At 43.2% G+C, this 24,002-nt stretch carries 20 protein-coding genes; 17 read left to right on the top strand and 3 right to left on the bottom strand.

Annotation, left to right across the window (positions count from 1 at the left end; translation table 11 throughout):
• Positions 1-189: 189 nt before the first annotated feature.
• The 6 genes from LIR34_RS10765 to LIR34_RS10740 all read left to right on the top strand — a co-directional run bounded on the left by LIR34_RS10765 (position 190) and on the right by LIR34_RS10740 (position 6,035).
• Positions 190-1,053 carry a substrate-binding domain-containing protein gene (locus LIR34_RS10765; protein ID WP_173903111.1) on the top strand — a complete coding sequence of 288 codons (864 nt, stop codon included), beginning with the start codon at positions 190-192 and terminating at the stop codon, positions 1,051-1,053.
• 129 nt (positions 1,054-1,182) lie between these two features.
• Positions 1,183-2,040 carry a phosphate ABC transporter permease subunit PstC gene (gene pstC, locus LIR34_RS10760; RefSeq protein ID WP_161285553.1) on the top strand — a complete coding sequence of 286 codons (858 nt, stop codon included), beginning with the start codon at positions 1,183-1,185 and terminating at the stop codon, positions 2,038-2,040.
• A gap of 31 nt (positions 2,041-2,071) precedes the next feature.
• Entirely contained in the window at positions 2,072-2,935 is an 864-nt protein-coding gene (gene pstA / locus LIR34_RS10755; protein WP_373090335.1) for a phosphate ABC transporter permease PstA, read from the top strand.
• A 6-nt stretch (positions 2,936-2,941) separates the two neighbouring features.
• Positions 2,942-3,700 carry a phosphate ABC transporter ATP-binding protein PstB gene (pstB, locus tag LIR34_RS10750; RefSeq protein ID WP_161285551.1) on the top strand — a complete coding sequence of 253 codons (759 nt, stop codon included), beginning with the start codon at positions 2,942-2,944 and terminating at the stop codon, positions 3,698-3,700.
• Between the two features lie 2 nt (positions 3,701-3,702).
• Positions 3,703-4,365 (top strand): phosphate signaling complex protein PhoU, encoded by a 663-nt coding sequence (gene phoU / locus LIR34_RS10745; RefSeq protein ID WP_173903109.1) that lies wholly within the window; start codon positions 3,703-3,705, stop codon positions 4,363-4,365.
• Positions 4,362-6,035 (top strand): sensor histidine kinase, encoded by a 1,674-nt coding sequence (locus tag LIR34_RS10740; protein ID WP_161285549.1) that lies wholly within the window; start codon positions 4,362-4,364, stop codon positions 6,033-6,035. Before phoU ends, LIR34_RS10740 begins: the two co-directional genes overlap by 4 nt.
• A 44-nt stretch (positions 6,036-6,079) precedes the next feature.
• On the opposite strand, the gene LIR34_RS10735 is transcribed toward LIR34_RS10740, so the two are convergent.
• Entirely contained in the window at positions 6,080-6,268 is a 189-nt protein-coding gene (locus LIR34_RS10735) for a hypothetical protein (RefSeq protein ID WP_161285548.1), read from the bottom strand.
• A 69-nt stretch (positions 6,269-6,337) separates the two neighbouring features.
• The gene (locus tag LIR34_RS10730; protein ID WP_161285547.1) at positions 6,338-7,198 is read right to left on the bottom strand and encodes a class I SAM-dependent methyltransferase; all 861 of its coding nucleotides are present in this window, start codon (positions 7,196-7,198) and stop codon (positions 6,338-6,340) included.
• 358 nt (positions 7,199-7,556) lie between these two features.
• On the opposite strand from LIR34_RS10730, the gene LIR34_RS10725 reads away from it, so the two are divergent.
• The 6 genes from LIR34_RS10725 (at position 7,557) to LIR34_RS10700 (ending at position 15,015) form a co-directional block, all read left to right on the top strand.
• Positions 7,557-8,846, top strand: a complete 1,290-nt coding sequence (locus tag LIR34_RS10725) for an aminotransferase (protein WP_173903108.1) — start codon at positions 7,557-7,559, stop codon at positions 8,844-8,846.
• Between the two features lie 59 nt (positions 8,847-8,905).
• On the top strand, positions 8,906-10,321 hold the full coding sequence (locus LIR34_RS10720) for a L,D-transpeptidase family protein (protein WP_173903107.1): 1,416 nt from the start codon (positions 8,906-8,908) through the stop codon (positions 10,319-10,321).
• A gap of 86 nt (positions 10,322-10,407) precedes the next feature.
• On the top strand, positions 10,408-11,442 hold the full coding sequence (locus tag LIR34_RS10715; RefSeq protein ID WP_173903106.1) for a D-alanine--D-alanine ligase family protein: 1,035 nt from the start codon (positions 10,408-10,410) through the stop codon (positions 11,440-11,442).
• A gap of 64 nt (positions 11,443-11,506) precedes the next feature.
• A complete protein-coding gene (locus LIR34_RS10710; RefSeq protein WP_173903105.1) occupies positions 11,507-12,877 on the top strand; it encodes a UDP-N-acetylmuramoyl-tripeptide--D-alanyl-D-alanine ligase in 1,371 nt (456 codons plus the stop codon).
• A 239-nt stretch (positions 12,878-13,116) separates the two neighbouring features.
• Positions 13,117-13,743, top strand: coding sequence for a hypothetical protein (locus LIR34_RS10705; protein ID WP_161285542.1), 627 nt, complete (start codon positions 13,117-13,119; stop codon positions 13,741-13,743).
• Between the two features lie 204 nt (positions 13,744-13,947).
• Positions 13,948-15,015, top strand: a complete 1,068-nt coding sequence (locus LIR34_RS10700) for an acyltransferase (RefSeq protein WP_173903104.1) — start codon at positions 13,948-13,950, stop codon at positions 15,013-15,015.
• A 128-nt stretch (positions 15,016-15,143) separates the two neighbouring features.
• Here LIR34_RS10700 and LIR34_RS10695 read toward each other — a convergent pair whose 3' ends face one another.
• Complete coding sequence (locus LIR34_RS10695) at positions 15,144-15,410, bottom strand: hypothetical protein (RefSeq protein ID WP_161285540.1); 267 nt, start codon at positions 15,408-15,410, stop codon at positions 15,144-15,146.
• 233 nt (positions 15,411-15,643) lie between these two features.
• On the opposite strand from LIR34_RS10695, the gene LIR34_RS10690 reads away from it, so the two are divergent.
• From LIR34_RS10690 to LIR34_RS10670, 5 genes are all read left to right on the top strand, one after another.
• Positions 15,644-17,902, top strand: a complete 2,259-nt coding sequence (locus LIR34_RS10690) for a hydratase (protein ID WP_173903103.1) — start codon at positions 15,644-15,646, stop codon at positions 17,900-17,902.
• 1,290 nt (positions 17,903-19,192) lie between these two features.
• Entirely contained in the window at positions 19,193-19,897 is a 705-nt protein-coding gene (locus tag LIR34_RS10685) for an RluA family pseudouridine synthase (RefSeq protein WP_173903102.1), read from the top strand.
• Between the two features lie 141 nt (positions 19,898-20,038).
• Positions 20,039-21,145 (top strand): substrate-binding domain-containing protein, encoded by a 1,107-nt coding sequence (locus LIR34_RS10680; protein WP_173903101.1) that lies wholly within the window; start codon positions 20,039-20,041, stop codon positions 21,143-21,145.
• A 100-nt stretch (positions 21,146-21,245) separates the two neighbouring features.
• Positions 21,246-22,712 (top strand): sodium-dependent transporter, encoded by a 1,467-nt coding sequence (locus LIR34_RS10675; protein ID WP_202017324.1) that lies wholly within the window; start codon positions 21,246-21,248, stop codon positions 22,710-22,712.
• Between the two features lie 80 nt (positions 22,713-22,792).
• Entirely contained in the window at positions 22,793-23,983 is a 1,191-nt protein-coding gene (locus LIR34_RS10670; RefSeq protein WP_173903100.1) for a pyridoxal phosphate-dependent aminotransferase, read from the top strand.
• The last annotated feature ends 19 nt before the right edge of the window (positions 23,984-24,002 follow it).

Below are 24,002 nucleotides of genomic sequence, written 5' to 3'. Positions count from 1 at the left end.
TAGAATCAGATATATCCTTATTATAAGCTATAGCCAGCGTACAGGTCAAAGTTTTTTGAAGGTTTCTATTTTACAAAGATTTTACAGGGTTACGATTTTGTATTTTACTTTTCTTCCATATAATTGCACTTGTCAATGAGGAAAACAAAAAAATTAAATAAAGCAAAATCAAGAGGAGAGTTATTTATTATGAAGAAAAAATTTCTTGCAATCGTAACAGCAGCACTTATTGGAACTACCGCTTTCGCATCTGTAGCAAGCGCAGCAAGCGGAACCATTGATGTAATTTCCCGTGAAGATGGTTCAGGAACACGAGGAGCATTCATCGAGCTGTTTGGGATTGAAGAAAAACAGGGTGATGAAAAAGTAGATATGACAACAGAGGATGCAAGCATCACAAACAGCACTTCCGTTATGATGACAACTGTATCAGGTGATGAGAATGCAATCGGATATATTTCCCTTGGTTCTTTGAATGACACTGTAAAAGCAGTTAAGATCGACGGTGCTGAGGCATCCGCAGAGAATGTTGCAAATGATACATACAAAGTATCCCGTCCATTCAACATCGTAACAGGTGAGAAACTCAGCGATGCAGCTCAGGATTTTGAAAATTATATCATGAGTGCTGACGGACAGCAGATTGTAGAGGACAACGGATACATCAAAGTAGCAGATGATGCAAAAGCTTATGAGCAGAGCAATGCAGAGGGTAAAGTTGTTGTAGCTGGTTCTTCATCTGTAACACCGGTTATGGAAAAACTGAAAGAAGCCTATGAAAAAGCAAACGGCGGAAAAATCACAGTAGAAGTACAGCAGAGCGATTCTACAACAGGTATCACATCCGCAGCAGAAGGAATCTGCGATATCGGTATGGCTTCCCGTGAACTGAAAGATGAAGAAACAAGCGAAAATCTTACAGCAACAGAGATTGCAAGAGATGGTATCGCAGTTGTAGTAAACAATGACAATGACATTGATGATCTGACCAGTGATCAGGTAAAAGCTATCTTCACAGGTGAGACTACAGAGTGGGAAGACCTGGCTAAATAAGACATATACAGACTGACAGAACAGGGTGCCCGGTTTGTTCCGGGCTTCCTGTATGTCTGAGTACATTGATTGCATATAAAGGAAGCGCCAGCAGCGCATCCGCTAAGTTGGAGAGAGGAAGAGTCCTGTATGAATAAATTCAAAGAACAGGCCATGAAAATTGTATTTATGGTGGCTGCCTGTGCTTCTGTTCTGGCAGTATTTCTGATCTGTCTGTTCCTGTTTGCGAACGGACTTCCGGCCATCGCAAAGATAGGGCCGCTTAAGTTTCTTCTTGGAACCGTATGGAAACCATCCAATGACAAGTTTGGAATTTTTCCAATGATCATTGCAAGTATCTATGTGACAGGTGGAGCAATCCTGATTGGTGTTCCAATTGCACTGTTCACATCAGTATTTATGGCACGCTACTGTCCGCAGAAAATCTATCGTCCGCTGAAATCAGGAATTGAACTGATGGCTGGTGTACCGTCTATCGTATATGGATTTTTTGGTCTGGTCCTTATGGTACCACTGATCAGAAGTACTTTTGGCGGCACCGGAACGAGCTGGCTGGCTGCTTCACTTCTGCTGGCGATCATGATTCTGCCGACGATTATCGGACCTACAGAATCCGCACTTAGAAGTGTTCCGGAAAGCTATTATGAAGGTTCTCTGGCACTGGGAGCAACAAAAGAAAGAAGCATTTTTATGGTTATGCTTCCGGCAGCGAAATCCGGTATCCTTGCAGCAGTTGTTCTTGGTATCGGACGTGCAATAGGTGAGACAATGGCAGTTATTATGGTAGCAGGAAACCAGGCAAGAATGCCGGTAGGACTGCTCAAAGGTCTTCGTACCATGACTGCAAACATCGTAACAGAAATGGGTTATGCTACAGGGCTTCACAGAGAAGCACTGATCGCAACAGGAGTAGTACTTTTCGTGTTTATCCTGATCATCAACCTGAGTCTTTCTTTACTGAACAGGAGGTCAGAACATGCAAACTAATGCAGCAGCAATAGATCCGGAAACGGAAAATATGGAAAAGAGAAATCAGACATCAGTATCGGACCGCATCCGTTCCTATCTGAGCCATCCAGGTTCAGGAGTGCTTGCACTTCTTACGATAGGAGCAGCAGTAATTACTTTTTCTGTGCTGATCTTCCTGGTAGCATATATCCTTGTCAAAGGTATCCCATATCTGACTCCAAGTCTTTTCAGTTTGGAATATACCTCAGAGAATGTCTCTTTGATGCCTTCTCTTATCAACACCTTTATCATGACCGGATTGTCACTTGTGATCGCAGCACCACTTGGAATTTTTGCAGCAATTTATCTGGTAGAATATGCAAAAAAAGGCAACAAACTGGTACAGATCATCCGTATCACAGCGGAGACACTTTCCGGTATTCCGTCTATCGTATTTGGTCTGTTTGGTATGCTGTTTTTCGTAACAGCACTTCATTGGGGAATGTCTCTTCTGGCAGGTGCATGTACCCTTGTTATCATGGTACTTCCGCTTATTATGAGAACCTCTGAGGAGGCATTAAAGGCAGTTCCGGATTCTTACAGAGAGGCAAGCTTCGGACTGGGAGCAGGCAAGCTTCGTACGATTTTTACGATTGTGCTTCCTTCAGCAGTACCGGGAATCCTTGCAGGAATCATCCTTGCGATCGGACGTATCATTGGTGAGACAGCAGCACTTCTTTATACTTCCGGAACCGTTGCGCAGGTTCCAAATCTGATGGGATCCGGACGTACACTGGCTCTTCATATGTATGTACTTTCCAGTGAAGGTCTCCATATGAATCAGGCATCTGCGACAGCAGTTATCATTCTCTTATTTGTATTAATCATTAACGGTTTGTCCGGTATGGTGGCAAAACGTATCGCGAAAGGATAACACGAAATGAACGATAATATTAAACTTTCTATAGAGGATATGAACCTTTTTTACGGAAATTTTCATGCACTGAAGGATATCAATATGCATATTCCGGAAAAAGAAATTACCGCTTTTATCGGACCAAGTGGATGTGGTAAATCCACCCTTCTGAAGTCCCTGAATCGAATGAATGACCTGGTAGAGGGCTGCAGGATCACCGGTAGAGTAGAACTTGACGGCGAGGATATCTATGGCGATATGGATGTCAATGGCCTTCGCAAAAGAGTCGGAATGGTATTCCAGAAACCGAATCCGTTTCCAATGAGCATCTATGATAATATCGCATATGGTCCAAGAACACATGGCATTCATTCCAAAGCAAAACTGGATGAGATTGTAGAAAAATCTCTTCGTGATGCAGCAATCTGGGATGAAGTAAAGGATCGTCTGAAAAAAAGTGCTCTCGGAATGTCTGGTGGACAGCAGCAGAGACTTTGTATCGCGAGAGCACTGGCAGTACAGCCAGAAGTTCTTCTGATGGATGAGCCGACCTCCGCTCTTGACCCGATTTCCACCTCCAAAATCGAGGAACTTGCAATGGAACTTAAGGGTGACTATACAATTGTCATTGTTACACATAATATGCAGCAGGCGACACGAATTTCTGATAAAACAGCTTTTTTTCTCCTGGGAGAAGTGGTAGAATTTAACGATACAGATACCTTGTTTTCCATGCCTAAGGACAAAAGAACTGAGGACTACATTACAGGGAGGTTTGGTTGATCATGGCGACACATTTCGAAAGGCAGCTTGAGGAACTTCATGTACAGATAATCACAATGGGAAGCCTCTGTGAGAAGGTGATCTCACTTTCCAACAGGGCAATCCGGGGAGATGACTGTGTCCGGGAAATTTTTGACACAGACAGAGAGATTGATACGAAAGAGCGTGAAATAGAGAATCACTGCATGCGTATTTTGCTTCATCAGCAGCCTGTAGCGAAGGATCTGCGGGAGGTTTCAGCAGCACTGAAAATGATTTCTGATATGGAACGTATAGGAGACCAGGCTGCAGATATCGCTGATCTCTCCAAGTTTATTGAGGCCAATCATGTAGAGGTTCCGGAACTGATCGGAAGCATGGCAGAGATGACAGTTCGCATGGTGACAGAGAGTATTGACGCGTTCGTAAAGAAAGATCTGAAGCTTTGCCGTAAGGTTATTGACGATGATGATCAGGTAGATGATGCATTTAATCAGGTCAAAGAAGAACTGGCGAAGCTGATGTATCAGAACCTGGATGCAAAGGCAGGACTTGATCTTCTTATGACGGCAAAATACATGGAGCGGATCGGAGATCATGCAGTAAATATTGCGGAGTGGGTTGAGTATGCACTCACCGGTGTCCACAGAAACAACGAACATCAAATGGGAGGCAGTCAAGCTTGACAAAGAAGATATTTAAATCGACTGTGCTGGTTTCGGCAATGATCCTGATGCTGGGAAGTGCCCTGGTAATGGGAATTCTGTATCGGTATTTTGGGAAACAATTAGATGGGGAGCTGGAAAAAGAGGCTTCCTATCTGGCGTATGGAGTAGAACAAAGCGGAGTAAATTATCTGGAGCATCTGAAGCAGAAGGATGCCCGTATTACCTACATTGATGCGTCGGGGAACGTGCTTTATGACAGCCAGGCGGACATATCTTCTATGGAAAACCACAGTGACCGTAAAGAGTTTGAAGAGGCAGTGCAAAAAGGACAGGGATACGCGGAACGAATGTCCAGTACACTGTCTGAAAAAACCGTTTATTATGCACGGAAGCTTACAGATGGAACAGTTCTCAGAGTAGCTGCAGTGCATTCTTCCATATTGACACTTATGCTTCAGCTTCTTCCTTCCGTGATAGGTGTTGCAATTGTGATGCTGATTTTTGCAGGAATTGCAGCGGCACGTATATCGGCCAAAATTGTTAAACCGATCAATACACTGGATCTTGACCATCCGGAAGATAATCAGATTTATGAGGAGGTGGGACCTCTTCTCAGCCGAATCCATAAACAGAATTATCAGATACAGATGCAGCTGGAAACAGCGAGACGTAATCAGGAAGAATTCCAGATCATTACCGAGAATATGCAGGAGGGGCTTCTGGTCATTGATGCATATACAATGATCCTCTCCGGAAATTCCAGTGTGTGGAGAATGTTCCAGTTACGAGAGCCGAAGATAGGTGACAGTGTATATTCCCTTGACCGAAATGAAGATTTTCGTAAAGTAATCGAAGATGTTCTCAAAGGACAGCATGGCAGTGCCATGCTGCAGCTTGATGGAGAATATGTTCAGCTCATCGCAAATCCGGTTTCCCGAGATGACAGAGTGGTAGGTGCAGTCCTGCTTCTGGTTAATGAGACTGAGAAGGTTGAAAGAGAAAATCTCAGAAGAGAGTTTTCGGCTAATGTGTCACATGAACTGAAAACACCTCTGACTTCTATTTCTGGTTTTGCAGAGATCATACAGGATGGCATAGTACAGGGAGAAGATGTACAGAAGTTTGCCGGAAGGATTTACCGGGAGGCACAGAGACTGATCCAGCTTGTTGAGGATACGATCAAGATCTCTCAGCTGGATGAGGGCGAAAATCCGTATGAATGGGAAAAAGTGGATGCCTATGCAGTTGTAAAAAATGTATGCGGAAATCTAAGAGACATTGCGGCAAAGAAAAACGTGCATCTTTTTATTGACGGCGAGAAACTGAACTTTTGTACAGTAAGACCTATTCTGGAAGAGGTCATTTATAACCTGTGCGATAATGGAATCAAATATAACCGGGAAGATGGTACAGTAAGTATTCATCTTCAGGAACTGAAAGACAGCGTGGAGATTAGAGTTAAGGACAATGGGATAGGAATTCCCAGAGAAGACTGCAGTAGAGTATTTGAAAGGTTTTATCGTGTAGATAAAAGCCATTCTAAGGCAATCGGTGGTACAGGACTGGGACTGTCGATCGTGAAGCATGGAGTTACCTTCCTTGGTGGTACACTTAAGATGTTCAGTGAAGAAGGCAAAGGTACGGAAATTACTATGACATTTCCAAAAGAACGAAAATCTAACGAATAAAAAGCAGGAGATGCGGGCAGGTTACTGTCAGCATCTCCTGTTTTTTAATAGCAATATGCGCCCTCGTAGCGTCCACAGGCGTCTTTTTTGTGAGAAAGTTCCTTGCAGGAGCTGCAGCGATCGCAGAATTCCTGCTCATAACAGGTTGCACAGATACAGTTCCCACAGCTGCTGCGGTCATAAGCCGGAGTACAGGTGTAGGGAAGAGTTTCTTTAGGTTTTTCTTCCTTCATGATATTCACCTCTCCTGAAACATTTTGATAACTGTATTATATATCTGTGTTTCAGGAGATTCAAGAAATTTATTTTGATTCCCACCGGCCGGAAGCACCACATGGAAGAACAAGTCCGCTGGCTGTTACCGGGAGACCGATTTCCTGAGAATCCACATGTCCGTTGAAGGATTTCAGTTCTGTTGACAACATATAAGTCAGAACAGCCGGTGCAAGTCCTGTAGTGTAGGAGTTGATCAGGAAAAACAGCGGATCCTGACTCAAAAGCTTCACACACAGTTTCACAAGAGGATGGATCGCATCCTCGATCTTCCAGATTTCACCTTTGGGTCCACGTCCGTAGGACGGAGGGTCCATAATAATGGCATCGTAATGATTACCACGGCGGATCTCACGCTCAACGAATTTTACACAGTCATCGACCAGCCAGCGGATCGGTGCCTCTGAGAGACCGGATGCGGCGGCATTTTCTTTTGCCCAGTTTACCATTCCCTTGGAAGCGTCTACATGGGTAACCTGTGCGCCGGCAGCAGCCGCTGCAAGAGTTGCACCTCCTGTGTAGGCAAAAAGATTCAATACTTTGATCGGACGTCCTGCATTGCGGATCTTGTCACCAAACCAGTCCCAGTTGACTGCCTGCTCCGGAAACAGTCCGGTATGCTTGAAACTGAATGGTTTCAGGTGGAAAGTGAGATGTTTATAATGGAGATCCCACTGCTGAGGAAGATCAAAAAACTCCCATTCGCCGCCGCCCTTTTTGCTGCGGTGATAATGTGCGTTCATGTTTTTCCAGCCCTTGCTTACCTTTGGGGTATCCCAGATAACCTGCGGATCCGGACGGACCAGGGTGTATTTGCCCCAGCGCTCCAGCTTTTCACCACAGGAAGCATCAATTACTTCGTATTCTTTCCAGTCATTTGCAATCCACATATATTATAACCTTTCCTGTAACTGTAAGGGTGTTGAACAGTTACCCTTTCTTTGTATGCATTTTATAGGAATCTTTTGAAGGATCCTGTCTATTCAGTATAGGTGAAACCGCAGGATTCTGCAAGCAAAACTGTCGCGTTTTGTGTATATGTCGTGTAGTTTATGCAGAATTTACACTTTATCACTCTGATTTGAGAAAATTTTTTATAAATACAGAGGCTGTGGGACTTGACAAGCAGGAATTTAGCATACTAAAATAGACGAGATAGTAAATCAGCTTAAAAGCTGGCGCTAAAGAAGAGGGAATTTATATTTATGCCGGTACAGGATTCTGGGGATCGGCACGAGGAGGACAATTATGCAGAAGTACAGCGAAATGAGCAGAGAACAGCTGCTGGATCTGAAGAAAGAACTGGATAAGCAGTATGCAGATATCAAAGCACAGGGACTTGCCCTGGATATGTCACGTGGTAAACCGGCAGCAGATCAGCTGGATCTTTCTATGGAAATGATGGATGTTCTGTCAAGCAGCACAGATCTGAAATGTGAAACAGGGGTAGATTGTCGTAACTATGGAGTTATGGATGGTATTCCGGAGGCAAAGCGTCTTCTTGGAGAGATTTCTGAGGTATCACCGGAAAACATCATCATTTATGGTACTTCCAGTCTGAACGTTATGTTTGATACTGTGGCACGTTCTATGACACATGGTGTTATGGGAAATACACCATGGTGCAAGCTGGATAAGGTAAAATTCCTCTGCCCTGTTCCGGGATATGACCGCCATTTTAAGGTTACAGAGTTCTTTGGAATTGAGATGATCAATGTTCCGATGACTCCGCAGGGACCGGATATGGATATGGTTGAGAAACTGGTAAGTGAAGATCCGGCAATCAAGGGTATCTGGTGTGTTCCGAAATATTCCAATCCACAGGGATATACTTACTCAGAGGAAACAGTTAAACGTTTTGCCCGTCTGAAGCCGGCTGCACCGGATTTCCGTATCTACTGGGATAATGCTTACAGTGTACATCATCTCTATGACGATGAGAAGGAGCAGGATTTCCTTCTTGAAATTCTCGAAGAGTGCGCAAAAGCAGGAAATCCTGATATTGTTTATAAGTTTACTTCTACATCCAAGATCAGCTTCCCGGGTTCCGGTATCGCAGCAGTAGCTGCATCCAAGGCTAATCTGGATGATTTCCGTAAATATATGACTGTCCAGACTATCGGACATGATAAACTGAATCAGCTTCGTCATGTAAGATTCTTCAAGAATCTGGATGGTGTTCATGCACATATGAGCAAACATGCAGCAATTCTCCGTCCGAAATTCGAAATGGTAGAGGCAACTCTGGAAAAAGAACTCGGCGGACTTGGAATTGGCAGCTGGACCACACCGAAGGGTGGCTACTTTATTTCCTTTGAGTCTATGGACGGATGTGCAAAAGCAATCGTTGCCAAGGCAAAAGAAGCAGGCGTTGTTATGACAGGTGCGGGAGCAACTTATCCATATGGTAAAGATCCAAAAGACAGCAATATCCGTATTGCACCATCTTTCCCGCCACTTGAAGAGCTTGAAAAAGCAGCACAGGTATTTGTTGTCTGCGTTAAGCTTGCAAGTGTAGAGAAGCTTCTTGCTGAATAAGACATTTTTTGACCAGGCTGCTGTGAACGGAGTGAACAGCAGCTATTTCAGGAGGCATCATGGCAGAAGAAAACAGAAAAATGAGCAAGGGAAGAAAGATACTGGTAGGCTTCATTGTTGTACTGTTTTTACTGACCATCGGTGCCTACTTTTTTGGAGTATATTATTTTACAAAGCATTTCCTGCCGGGAACACAGGTAAATGGTTTTAACTGTTCCTACATGACACAGGAAGAGACAGAAAAACTTCTGGCAGAAAAGACCAGCGTATACGTTCTTGCTGTTCAGACCAGAGGAAATGGTCAGGAGAGCATTTCAGCAGATCAGATCGATCTGAAATATACTTCAGATGGCAGTGTGAACAGGATGCTGCATAAGCAGAAACGTTTTCAGTGGTTTCTTGCATTCAGTCAGCATAAATCCTGGGAGGTTTCAGCATCAGTCAGCTATAATGAAAAGCTTTTTCAGAAGGCCATAGATGGTCTGAACTGCCTGAAGGACAATCAGGAACCTTCAGATGCGTACATAAAGGAAAATGAGGACGGGTTCGAAATTGTACCGGAAGTAGAAGGCACAAAGGTTGACAGAGAGAAACTGCAGAAGGATATTTCTAATGCAGTTACAACGGGCAGAACAGTAGTAAATCTTGAAGTTGACGAATGCTATGTAAATCCGTTAATATATAGTGATGAGCTGAAAAGTGACTGTGAGCAGATGAATGAACTTACGGATGTTGTGATCACGTATGATTTCAGTGACCGAAAGGAAACGGTTGACAGGACTCTGATCAAAGAATGGCTTGGCAGAGATGAGGATGGCAGTCTGATCCTGGATAAAGATGCGATTGCGTCCTATGTAGGGCAGCTTGCATCGAAGTATGATACGGTTGGTACAGATCGTACTTTCTCGACGTATGATAACAGGGATATCACTGTATCCGGAGGCACTTATGGATGGCTGATCGACCAGCCAAAGGAGACCGACGCTTTATATCAGGCAATCCTTGATAAGAAAACTCAGGTGAGAGAACCTGTATATGCACAGAAGGCGGCAAGCCGTGATATGAATGATATCGGATATTCTTACGTGGAAGTCAGTCTGACAGATCGCAGACTTGTCCTTTATAAGAGCGGAACGCCTGTTGTGGATACCGGGATTGCGATCAGCAGCAGTACACCGGATGGTGTGTACTCGATCGAAGAAAAGAAGACAGGTGTATCTGTAGGAAATATGACCGCAGACTGCTGGCTGTCTTTTACGGATGATCTTGGTATTTATGGTGATCCGGGATTAAATCTCAGTGCGATAACAGACACAGAGGAGGACAGCTTTGGCAGTACGGATTATGTGGATTTCAGCTCAGATATGACAGACTGGACCGGCACAGAAGGCTGTATTGTACTGCCGGAAGAGGCTGCACAGGAACTGTATCAGAATGTAGAAACCGGCATGCCGGTGGTTGTTTATAAATTCTGAATGAATAACTACAAGTAAAAATGCTGCAGAGATTCGGAGGTGAATTTTTGCAGCAGTTTTTGCATTCTTTAAGGAGATGGAAGAATATGAAAATTGTTGTATTAGCAGGTGGAACCAGTACAGAAAGAGATGTCTCTATTGTATCAGGAACAGGAATCTGTCAGGCACTCAGACAGAAAGGTCATCAGGCGATTCTGGTGGATGTATTCTGTGGCCTTGAATCGGTAGACTGGGCAAATCCTTTTCCGGCAGAATATGATGTCGAAAAGGCGGCAGAGTATATCAAGAGCTTTAATTCCCAGATGAAAGAGTTAAAGAAAACCCGCAGAGATTTCTTTGGACCAAATGTCATTGAACTCTGCAAAAAAGCAGATTTTGTTTTCCTTGGACTTCACGGTGCGAACGGAGAAGACGGTAAATTACAGGCAGCCTTTGATCTGATGGGAATCCCTTATACCGGAACAGGATATTTAAGCAGTGCAATGGCGATGGATAAAGGTGTGACTAAGGCTATGTTCCAGATGAGAGGCGTGAGCACACCAGGCGGTAAATCCATGAAGAAAAAAGACCGCCAGGATTCTCTTGCAGCACTTGGTATGGAGTTTCCTGTAGTAGTTAAGACATGCTGTGGTGGTTCCAGTATTGGTGTTTATATTGTAGATGATCAGGAAGCTTACCAAAAAGCACTGGATGAGGCATTTGAATATGAGAATGAAGTAGTTGTAGAAGAGTTTATCAAGGGCGTGGAGTATACAGTTGCAGTGGTTGACGGAACGGCTTATCCGGTTGTTCAGATCGTCCCGAAAGAGGGATTCTATGATTATGAAAATAAATACAAACCAGGTGCAGTACAGGAGACCTGCCCGGCACCGATTTCTGAAGAACTGACAAAACGTCTTCAGGAAGCGGCCGTTGACGGTTATCATGCACTGGAGATGGAAAGCTATGCAAGACTTGATTTCATCGTGACAGAAGATGAGAAGATATACTGCCTGGAGGCAAATACACTTCCGGGAATGACTCCTACCAGTCTGATACCACAGGAGGCTGCCGTTCTTGGAATGGATTATCCTACTCTGTGCGAAGAATTGATTCGTGTATCACAGAAAAAATACGAATAAGGAAATATCATCACCGGAATGCCATGAACGCAAGGTGATATATGGATATGGAGAGGAAATCGATATGAAAAATCTTACTATAAAAAATCTTACAGAGGTCTGCTCCGGCATCTACCATGGTCCGGAAAACATAATGGACAGAGAGGTTTCATCCATTACCACAGACAGCCGTAAGATCGAAAAAGACAGTCTGTTTGTTCCAATCGTAGGAGAACGTGTGGATGCGCATCATTTTATTGAGGATGTCATGAGCAAAGGGGCACTTGTAACACTGTCGGAACGAGAACTTAAGAATGCTGATTTTCCGTATATTCAGATAAATTCTTCCCTTCAGGCTGTGAAGGATATCGCAGAATTTTATCTGAAACAGCTTCAGATACCGGTTGTAGGGATTACAGGAAGCGTGGGAAAGACCAGTACCAAAGAGGTGATCGCGTCTGTTCTGAAGGAGAAATACCGCACTCTTAAGACACAGGGAAATTTTAACAACGAACTGGGACTTCCACTCACAGTTTTTCGCCTGAGAGAGGAAGATCAGATTGCTGTTCTGGAAATGGGAATCAGTGATTTTGGAGAGATGAGCCGGCTGACAAAGATTGCAAGGCCAGATACCTGTGTGATCACAAACATCGGAACCTGTCATCTGGAAAATCTTGGAGACCGTGACGGTGTGCTTAAAGCAAAGACTGAAATCTTTAAATGTATGAATCCGGAAGGACATATTGTCCTGAACGGTGATGATGACAAGCTTGCCTCAGTAAGCGAATACAATGGCATTAAACCGGTATTCTTTGGACTGGATGAAAATCGTGATGTTTACGCAGACCATATTGAAAGTAAGGGACTCAAAGGTGTAGCGTGCCGTATCCATCTCGGGGAAGCTGTTTTTGATGTTCTTGTTCCGACACCGGGAATTCATATGGTCTATAATGCACTGGCTGCCGCTGCTGTCGGACGCATCTATGGTCTTACCACGGAAGAAATCAAAAAGGGCATCGAAAGCCTTGAGACGATCCGTGGCCGTTTCAAAATGATAGAGACAGATAAATTCCTTGTGGTAGATGACTGCTATAATGCAAATCCAATGTCAATGAAGGCTTCGCTGGATGTTCTTCATGATGGAGAAGGCCGCAGAGTGGCAATTCTTGGAGATATGGGTGAGCTTGGAGAAAATGAGATTGCTCTTCATGAGGAGGTTGGAGCTCATGCTGCACAGTGTGGAATAGATGCCTGCATCTGTGTCGGTGAACTTTCGGCACATATGGCAGAAGCGGCACGAAAGGCTGATCCGGATTTTGAGGTTATTTATGAAGAGAGCAGGGAAGCACTCCTTGAACATCTGAAAGATCTGGTTCAGAAGGGAGATACGATTCTCGTAAAAGCATCTCACTTTATGAAGTTTGAAGAGGTTGTTGAAGCACTGGAAAAAATGTAAAGATCTGGAATCCGTATATCTCGGATGAATATAAGAATAACGGAAACTCCCATTGAGTGGCTGAATTCTCACGAAAAACAGAGAATTCAGCTGTTTACGGGAGTTTTTTGTATTTTCAAAGGAGAATTTGATGAACGATTTTTGTTTGCAGCAGATTCCCGGAGGTGTAGAATGTGAATTAACAGCAGAAAGAGCCGGAGCGGTGAAGCCGGACAGATTGTAAAAGCAAGGAGGGGCTTATGCTGGAGAAAATCATGGACCTGCAGATACTGTTTTGTATCATGGCTGCATCCGGTGCATCCGGTGCAGTCGGTATGCTGGCAGTACACCTTACTTACAGAAGAATTTTGCGAAGAACGAATGCGGTCACAAGTCTTAAGGAAAAATGGCTGAATCTCTGGAAGACAAGAGACAAACTGCTGAATCGAATGAATCTTCTGGTCTGGATTCCGTCTCTTTTGTCAACGGGGTGTCTGGTATTGGCGGTATGGTTTGTGACAAGGCTTGACTGGACAGATGGACTGCCGCTTCGCTATCTCTATCTGGGCACAGTGATCCCGGTTGGTCTTATGATTCTCAGACAGGCACTGGATTTTGCTTACAGAGAAGAACTGGTGATGAATTCTCTTGCGGATTATATTTTGTCTGTGAAAACGCGAAGAGAAGAAACCGTCACTTCAAGAAAGTCAGAACCTGTCCCTGTCGTGCAGCCGGCAAAAGTGGATCCTGCACTTCAGGAGGAGATGGTGGAGAAGATCACAGCAAGTATCCGGCAGACTGCTGCTACCGGAAGTCATTTCAGCAAGATGCTTAGCCCGGAAGAAGAGGAGATTATGAGAGAGATCATCCGGGAATTCATGGAGTGACAGGAAACTCAGAGGAAATAGTTCTTGTAGGAAGGAGAGGTGTTTGTTATACTTTGAAGCATAACGGAAGCTGAGAAACTTGAGAATATGCGGCTGTAAAGAGGATAAACGCTACTGTGAACAGTTACGGATAAACAGCTGCAGACACACAAAATAAAGGGAGAAGAGTCTGAAAAACAGTAGACTTCAGATTCACAAGTCAAGATGAATAAAAAGAGAATTACGTGGATAGAACTTCTTCGCATTGCCGCCTGCATCGGCGTGATCGGTATTCATGCCGGATCGCAGCATTTCCGGGATACAGCACTGGATTCCGGGGTGTGGAGAGTTTCAAATTTCTATCATGGGATCTTCCGGTTTGCAGTCGCTGTGTTTGTTATGATCAGCGGTACCCTGTATCTGGACAGCAAACGGAACTGGTCCCTTAAGAAACTGTGGAGAAAGAACATTCTGCAGATTGCGGCTGCATATGCCTTCTGGCAGTTTTTTTATGCAGTATACAGAATTGTGGTTTCAGGAAATATGGAAGGTCCGGTCCTGTTTTTAAAGAAGGTCCTGATTTATTGCAGCAGTTCCTACTTTCATTTATGGTATCTTCCGATGCTGGCAGGGCTTCTGGCCGTGACGCCGCTTCTGTGGGAGATCGTAAACTGTGAACGCGGGAAGAAATGGGAGGAATATCTGATCCTGCTGTTTCTGATCTTCAAGATTCTGCCGTACACGATGAATTGTTTCTCATTTCCGCTGAAAGAGTATGTTATGGATCTGATGTATACGATTCAGCCTGGAATGATAGTGGATTATGCAGGATATTTTGTTCTGGGGCATTATCTTTCTCATTATGAGATTCCGAAAAAAATGGAAAAGACAGTTTATATTCTTGGAGTCGTTCTGATCATAACAGCAATCCTGCTCTGTCAGATCATGTCACCGCGGGAAGGAAGAGAGATACAGGCATATTATGAAAACTTCACGCTGGCCGGATTTTTCTGGGGAAGTGCAGTATTTCTGTTTTTCAAAAATTATGTATCCCGAATTCAGTGGACAGAGAAACAGGAAGAAGTGATCTGCCGGTTAGGGAGCTATACCTTTGGTATTTATCTGATCCATGCGTTTTTCCGCGATATCCTGCACAGAGCAGGGGTGGACAGTATGATGATCGGAATTACATTTATTGCGATTCCGATGGTTATGATATGTATTTTTGTACTTAGCTGTATTGGAGTAATACTTATAAAGAAAATACCGGTCTTAGGCAAATGGATCGTCTGAAAGTTTTGGGATGATTCTGCCGGCAGGAAACAAAAACAAACACTGCCGCTCACAGCAGGCTGTCAATTGGCAGCAGGGCTGCGGGCGGCAGTTTCTTACTTTATCTTGAAGCAAACCTGTCCGTTTTGTCAATCTTCTTCGATGACTTGAATCTCCAGATAATCAAATTCAATATGCTCAATAAAACTGTCCTGGCGGAATCTGGTTCTGGCATGGCGTTTAAAATCAGCAACATTGCTGTCCAGCCAGATTGGATTTTCCAGGTCAAAATCATAGCAGATTTCTTGAAGTGCCCGAAAAATCTTGTGTGTTCTTGTATCTTCAGAGTCGTCATCAATGACGATGTCTTTTAACATGTGGTTGTCTTTCCACATTTTTCCCCATAAACGAAACATATAATTAAAAACCTCCCTGTCAGAACTGCCATAGGCGGCAGAAATGTGATTCTAAGTATAACGGATTTTGATGGGAAAGTAAAGGAGTGTTATAAATTCACCAGAGTCATGTTTTTTGTGACATATCTTATGAAATCTCATTGCAGATTTTAGTGAGATAAAGTATAATTAATATACATTTTGCAAAAACAGCAAGAATGCAATGCAGAATTTACATGAATGGAGGAGTTATTATGAAGCTATACGACGGTGGCGTTTACCTTGTAAACGGTTATGATATTGTTGAAGAAGGCAAGATGGAACAGCCGGTATCCAGAGAAGACGCAGCAAAGAACACTATGGCATATGGTATTCTGGAGTCACACAATACTTCCGGAAATATGCAGAAATTACAGATCAAGTTTGATAAATTAACATCCCATGATATTACTTTTGTAGGAATTATTCAGACAGCCCGTGCTTCAGGACTCGAGAAATTCCCGATTCCTTATGTGCTCACAAACTGTCACAACTCTCTCTGTGCAGTGGGCGGAACCATCAATGAAGATGATCATATGTTCGGACTTACCTGTGCAAAGAAATATGGCGGAGTATATGTACCTCCTCATCAGGCAGTTATCCATCAGTTCGCACGTGAGATGCTTGCAGGCGGCGGCAAGATGATTCTTGGTTCTGACAGCCATACCCGTTACGGTGCACTTGGTACCATGGCTATGGGTGAAGGTGGCGGAGAACTGGTTAAGCAGCTTCTTTCCCAGACGTATGACATCAATATGCCGGGCGTAGTTGCTATTTATCTTAAGGGACAGCCAAGACCGGGCGTAGGTCCGCAGGACGTTGCACTGGCAATTATCGGTAAGGTATTTGCCAACGGCTATGTAAAGAATAAGGTTATGGAATTCGTAGGACCTGGAGTTGCCGGTTTAAGTGCAGATTTCCGTATTGGTATCGATGTTATGACAACAGAGACAACCTGTCTTTCTTCTATCTGGCAGACAGATGAGACCATTGAGGAATTCTATGAGATCCATGGCAGAAAAGAAGATTACAGAGAACTGAAGCCAGGCAAGGTTGCATACTATGACGGCTGTGTAGAGGTGGATTTAAGTGAGATCAGGCCAATGATCGCAATGCCGTTCCATCCAAGCAATACCTATACAATTGATGAACTGAAAGCAAATCTCTATGACATTCTTGATGATGTAGAGAAGAAAGCACAGATCAGCCTCGATGGCAAAGTTCCGTATTCACTTAAGGATAAAGTCGTAGATGGCAAGCTTTATGTGGAACAGGGAATCATTGCCGGATGTGCGGGCGGTGGATTTGAGAATATCTGTGCAGCAGCAGATATCCTTCGTGGAGCAAGCATCGGAGCAGATGCATTTACACTCAGTGTTTATCCTGCAAGTACACCAATCTATATGGAACTTGCAAGAAATGGTGTCCTCGCAGATCTGCTTGAAACAGGTGCCGTTGTGAAGACTGCTTTCTGCGGACCTTGTTTTGGTGCCGGAGATACTCCTGCAAACAATGCATTCAGTATCCGTCATACAACCAGAAACTTCCCGAATCGTGAAGGATCTAAGGTTCAGAACGGACAGATTTCCTCAGTTGCTCTTATGGATGCAAGATCTATTGCGGCAACAGCTGCCAATAAGGGCTTCCTGACTTCTGCCGAAGAATTTACAGGAACCTACAGACAGCAGAAATATTTCTTCGACAAGACAATTTATGATAATCGTATCTTTGACAGCAAGGGAGTAGCAGATCCGAGTGTTGAGATCCAGTTTGGTCCAAACATCAAAGACTGGCCGGAGATGCCTGCACTGGCAGAGAATCTTGTGCTTAAGGTTGTTTCTGAGATCCATGATCCTGTTACAACAACAGATGAGCTGATTCCGTCAGGTGAGACTTCTTCCTTCCGTTCCAATCCTCTTGGACTGGCAGAGTTTACCCTTTCCAGAAGAGATCCGGAGTATGTCGGACGCGCCAAAGAGATTCAGAAGGCACAGAAGGCAATTGAGGCTGGTGAATGTCCGGTTGATGCAGTTCCTGAGCTGAAACCGGTTATGGAAGCTGTAAAGAAACAGTTTGCAGACATCAGCAAAGAAAATGTTGGAGTCGGAAGTACGATCTTTGCCGTAAAACCTGGCGATGGTTCTGCGCGTGAGCAGGCTGCTTCCTGCCAGAAGGTTCTCGGTGGATGGGCAAATATTGCAAATGAGTACGCAACCAAACGTTATCGTTCTAACCTCATCAACTGGGGTATGCTTCCGTTCCTGATCCCAGAGGGAGAGCTTCCATTTGCAAACGGAGATTTCCTGTTCTTCCCACAGATCCGCAAGGCTGTTGCAGAAAAAGCAGACAGCATCACTGGATATGTAGTTAAGGAAGACGGGCTCAGAGAATTCCAGGTGACTCTTGGAGAACTGACAGATGATGAACGTGAGATTATCCTCAAAGGCTGTCTGATCAACTACAACAGAAAATAATATAACTGTTCACAGTAACAGAATAATCTGAAGGAATCGAATTTCAGTTCAGATTCTAAGGAGGGGTGCCGCACTTTGTGTGACACCCCTCCTGGCTTATATGGGAAATATATGAAAAAAATAAATTATCAGAAAATAATAAACAAAACACACAAATAAAACAAGAATAAAGTCGTAAATAAGAAATATATAAAATAAAATACAAAATAATTGAAAAATGTGTTGACAAATATGGATTGTAGTGCTATTATAATCTCATCAAAACAAAAGAAAACAAACACACAAAGTACAAAAGATACTCATTCAATTCATAGTATATAGAACACACATGAAAGGAATGAAATCAAAAAGAAAGGTTAAGGTGATACCGTTGGGACAGTAGTTATTAACGATCATCAATATAAGAAGTGATAGGAATCGAGTTTCCTGCCAGAAAGACCTGATACATATTAGCCCATTGAATTAGAAATAATCATATTCTGACAGAAGATTAATGAAAGTTATAACCTGGTGAACAGGACTTCATAAGAAGAAATGATTGTTTAAGAGTAAGTATTACAGGTATATAGAATCGATTACTTATATTGAATAACTATCACGCACCTGATACAGAGGATTTCGAAGATGTGTAAAGAAACATTTTTGAAAAAGTATAACTCCTTGTTTTAGAATTTCGTCTGAAAGAAGAGATTCAGAGAAATCCAAAGATAAACAGGCAAGATACTTTGAAATGCATATAAGATAAATTCTCATATGGATTGAAACTTTGCATCAGAAGAACATCTCCTCACAACAGATGTTAAGAAGAGATAAGAAGGAAGCTTATTTCTAAGGAAAACAATTCGAAATTTAATAAGTTAAGTTTGGAGTTGCTCTAGTCCAGCGAAAAAGATATCCGGAATTCTCTATAAATTAAATTATAATCCGTAAATTATAATTTAAATCTATAAACTTTCTAAATAAGCGAAATGATAAACATCGTATCGTTTATGAGCAGGGAATAAAATATTTTAATCATCCGATAAGACATGAATATGAGATTAATATAAAACTGAATAAAGAGAATTGAATGAAAGATATATAATGTAGATATATCACAGGAATTCAATTAGCAGACAAGACGATAAGTTTGAAAGAACTAAGAGGTTATTAAAATTGAATAGTGAAGAGTGTTAAGACGACCATCCTTTTATCATAATTCGTGAAGAATAAATAGAAGTGATGGTCGTCTTTGTTGTTGTATTCCGTGCTCTTTTACGTTATACTCTCCTCAAAAGGAGAGATTTTTTTATGCGAAATTTTAATATACAGGATTGTATCCTCTATGAGGACAGGGAAATTTTAGTATGCCATAAACCCGCAGGTATCGCTGTGCAGAATGCCAGACTGGGAGCCGCGGATATGGAGAGCAGCCTGAAAAATTACCTGGCACTCAAAAATCCCGGAAAAATGCCGTATCTTGGTGTTGTACACAGGCTGGATCAGCCGGTAGAAGGCGTTCTTGTGTTTGCTAAAACACCGAAAGCGGCATCCGGGCTGACTCGACAGATTACTGCAAAAACTGTTACGAAGGAATATCTGGCGGTGACAGCACAGATGTCGGATGAAAAGCAGGGACATTTAGAAGATTATCTCAAAAAAGACAGCAGGACAAATTCTTCGTCTGTGGTTGCTTCCAAAACACCAGGAGCAAAAAAGGCGGTTCTTGATTATTGGGTGCAGGAAGAAATAAAAGATGAAAGGACAGAAACCGGAAAGAGGATTCTGGTAAAAATTGCCCTGGATACAGGACGCCATCATCAGATCAGAGTTCAGATGGCGCATAAGGGAATGCCGCTTCTGGGAGATCGAAAATATAATGCAAAGGATCTTTCCGGCCTGCCACTGGGATTGTGTTCCTGTCATCTGGCATTTCGTCATCCGGTAACAGGAAAGAAGATGGAATTTAAGGCTGCACCGAAGGGGGAAGCATTCACTGGCTTTCAGACGCTGTGAATGCCACAGTAATCATAACCGATTTTCCCTGTAAATAATGAAAAAATTATGAAATCTATAGACTCAAAAAAGAAAATGTGTATAATGTAAAAAAAGAAGCGCATTTGTATAAAGGATATATTAAGGAAAAGAGGGAAAACGATGAGAAAAGCGGCTGCAGCCGGAATTATTCTTGCCGGAATTATTTTAGTGGCAGGAGGATTCGATAGAAAAGGCGGCTCTGATAATTTTGTAGCGGATGTGCAGGCAAATGACGAGACAACACAGAAAGAAGAAGAGAACAGCTCATCTGAAGAGACAGAACTGGAAACACAAATAGATACTTCGGCACCTGTTACAGCAGGAAGCAGGATTGCCGTTGTGAGCAAGAGCGTAGACGGTGAATTCTGGAAAGCAATCCGTACCGGCATGGAGGATGCGGTGAAGGATGTCAACGCGGCATACGGCTATACGTCAGACGATCAGATCACGATGACGTTTGAAGGTGCGAGCAATGAGCAGGATGTGGAGAAGCAGATAAATACACTGGATGCAGTTATTGCAGAGAATCCAACGGTATTATGTCTTTCAGCAGGGGATGAGGATTCCTGCCAGGCTCAGATCGAGGCAGCGAAGGAAAATGGAATTTCAGTAGTTGCTTTTGACTCTAATGTAACGGACAGTGACATGATTGCAGCTTTTAGGGGTACTGATAATACTTCTGTAGGAAAGCTTGCAGGAGAGAAGCTCGCAGATGCAATAGGAAAGAGCGGCAAGGTGGCGATTTTTTCGGCACAGGAGAAGACAGAGAGTTCCAGGAGGCGAGTAGAGGGATTTAAGGAAGCAATCTCAGCTTATTCAGATATTTCAGTTGTTCAGGAATTATACATGGACAAGGTGGAGGATATGCAGTCTGCAATAGAGAGTACGCTGCAGTCTTATCCGGATCTTGCCGGCGTTTTTTGTACCAATGCGGATGTCTCTGATCTTTATCTTGATACCGAAAAAACAGGTGATCATGTTCTGACTATGGTTGGAGTAGATGCTACATCCAAGCAGCAGGAGGCAATTCGTAATGGTGTTGAGGCAGGTGTGGTTTCGCAGGATCCATACAGAATCGGCTACCAGACAATTCTGGCTGCAGTGCAGCTGACCGTTCCAAAGGAAGAAGTCTCAGGTGTTGAGAGAACGGTGCTTTATGATCCAGCATGGATTGATTCTTCAAGTCTGGATGATCCGGAGTACAGAGATTATCTTTATGGAAAATAATATAAATATTTGTATTCTATGCATAGCACAAGGACAGTTCACATTGAACTGTCCTTGTGCTATAATAAACAGGTTCATTAAAATAAAGGAGGAAAAATTTTTGAAGGAAAGAGAAACATTTGGCTCAAGGCTTGGTTTCATTCTGGTTTCAGCCGGATGCGCGGTAGGTCTTGGAAACGTATGGAAATTTCCATATATGACAGGTAAGTATGGCGGTGCTGCATTTATCCTTATTTATCTTGTTTTTCTTGTGCTGCTTGGGCTGCCGATCCTTGTGAGTGAATTTGCAGTAGGGCGCAGCAGCAGACTGAGTACGGCGAGAGCATTTCATAAACTGGAACCGGAGGGTTCTAATTTTCATAAATACAGTTATATGGGAATGATCGGCAATTACATGCTGATGATGTTTTATACGATGGTGGCAGGCTGGATGATGTACTATTGTTATGTTATGGCATCCGGTAAGCTGAGCGGTGCTTCTTCTGATGAGATAAGTGGATTTTTTTCAAATTTGATGACGTCCACAGGTACCATGACGGGCTGGATGATTGCGGCAGTTCTGCTTGCATTTGGAGTCTGTTCGCTGGGACTTAAGAATGGAATTGAGCGTATCACCAAGGTTATGATGATCTGTCTTCTGGCACTTATCGTTGTGCTGGCTGTTCATTCTGTGACTCTGGACGGTGCAATGGAGGGTGTTAAATTCTATCTGGTGCCAAACCTTGACAATATTCGTGAGGCAGGTCTTGGAAATGTAATCTTCGGGGCACTTTCACAGGCATTCTTTACGTTGAGCATTGGTATCGGAGCTATGGAAATATTTGGAAGCTATATGGGAAAAGAACAGACGCTGGCAGGTGAGAGTGTCAACATCCTGATCCTGGATACCTTTGTTGCACTGATGGCTGGACTGATCATTATTCCTGCATGTTTTGCTTTTAATGTAGAACCGGGAGCAGGTCCGGGACTGGTATTTATCACTCTGCCGAATGTCTTTAATCAGATGGCAGGAGGAAGGCTCTGGGGAACACTGTTCTTCTTATTTATGTCATTTGCAGCATTATCCACAGTTATTGCAGTGTTTGAGAATATTCTTTCTTTTGCAATGGATTTGTGGGGCTGGAAGCGAAACAAGGCGGTTCTTGTAAATATTGTTCTGATCATCGCTCTTTCCATGCCGGCAATCCTTGGATTTGGTCCATGGTCCGGAATCCAGATTCTTGGTGAAGGGACAAACATTATGGATCTGGAGGATTTTATTATTTCCAATAATATCCTGCCGCTGGGATCTGTGATCTTTGTGATCTTCTGTGCATCCAGAAAAGGCTGGGGATGGGAGAATTTTATCAAAGAGGCCAATACAGGTTCCGGACTGAAATTTCCGACATTCATCAGAAATTATATGCTGTGGGTGATACCGGTAGTTGTAGCAGTCATTTATCTGAAAGGGTACTATGACATGTTCCAGCCAAAAGGACTTTCCTATCTGATTCCATGGATGATTGTTGGTATTGCCATGCTGGCGCTGGTTGGATGGATTGTACTCGGACACAATAAAAAGAAATAAGATATCAGGATTATGGAAGTGCATAGCATGGAATGATCAACAGGTATCATAAACGACAAACAATTAAGAGGAGGATGATTATGATAGCAGAAAAAATGAAACCTTTTGTACAGAATAACTCAGCAATTCGTATGATGTTTGAGGAGGGAAACCGTCTTCGTGCAAAGTACGGCGCGGATAAGGTATATGATTTCAGCCTGGGAAATCCGAGCGTTCCGGCACCGGACTGTGTGAGAGAGGCAATCATTGACCTTGCAAACAACGAAGAACCGACAGTTCTTCACGGTTATATGAGCAATGCCGGGTTTGAAGATGTCAGAGAAACAATTGCACAGTCTCTGAACCGTCGTTTTGGAACCAGTTTTTCTGCACATAATCTGATTATGACCGTTGGTGCGGCCAGTGGGCTGAATGTGATCCTCAAGACAATCCTGAATCCTGGAGAAGAAGTGATCGTTTTTGCACCGTATTTTCTGGAATATGGTGCATATGTACGTAATTATGACGGTCAGCTTGTGGAAATCTCCCCGAATACAGAGACTTTTCAGCCAAACTTAAGTGAACTGGAAGAGAAGATTACCGTGAATACCCGTGCAGTGATCGTGAATACACCACATAATCCTACAGGTGTTGTTTATTCCGAGGATACGATCAAAGAACTGTCTGCGATCCTTGAGAAAAAACAGCAGGAGTTTGGCTCTGTAATTTATCTGATTTCTGATGAACCATACAGAGAGTTGGCTTATGATGGAGTGGAGGTTCCATATCTGACAAAATATTACAGGAATACTGTTGTGGGATATTCCTACAGTAAATCACTCTCTTTACCGGGAGAGCGTATTGGCTATCTGGTCATTCCAGATGAACTGGAAGACAGTGCAACAGTTATTACGGCAGCAGCAATTGCAAATCGTATACTTGGAAGTGTCAACGCTCCGTCTCTGATGCAGAAGGTGATCCAGAAATGTGTAGATGCAGAGGTGGATGTGGCTGCTTATGACAGAAATCGTCTGACACTTTACAACGGGCTGACAGAATGTGGCTTTGAATGTATCAAACCACAGGGAGCTTTTTATTTATTTGTGAAATCTCCGATCGCAGATGAGAAACAGTTCTGTGAGGCCGGTAAGAAATATAACATCCTTATGGTTCCAGGAAGCTCCTTTGCCTGCCCGGGATATGTGAGACTGGCATACTGCGTCTCTTATGAGACAATCTGTAATTCCCTTCCGGAATTTCGGAAGCTGGCAGCAGAGTATGGACTTGCGTAGAGAAAAAGAATATTTTTTT

It is taken from the genome of Blautia sp. MSK17_66, from assembly GCF_020538025.1.
Taxonomy (GTDB): Bacteria; Bacillota; Clostridia; order Lachnospirales; family Lachnospiraceae; genus Blautia_A.
This window is presented reverse-complemented; position numbering and strand designations above follow the sequence as displayed.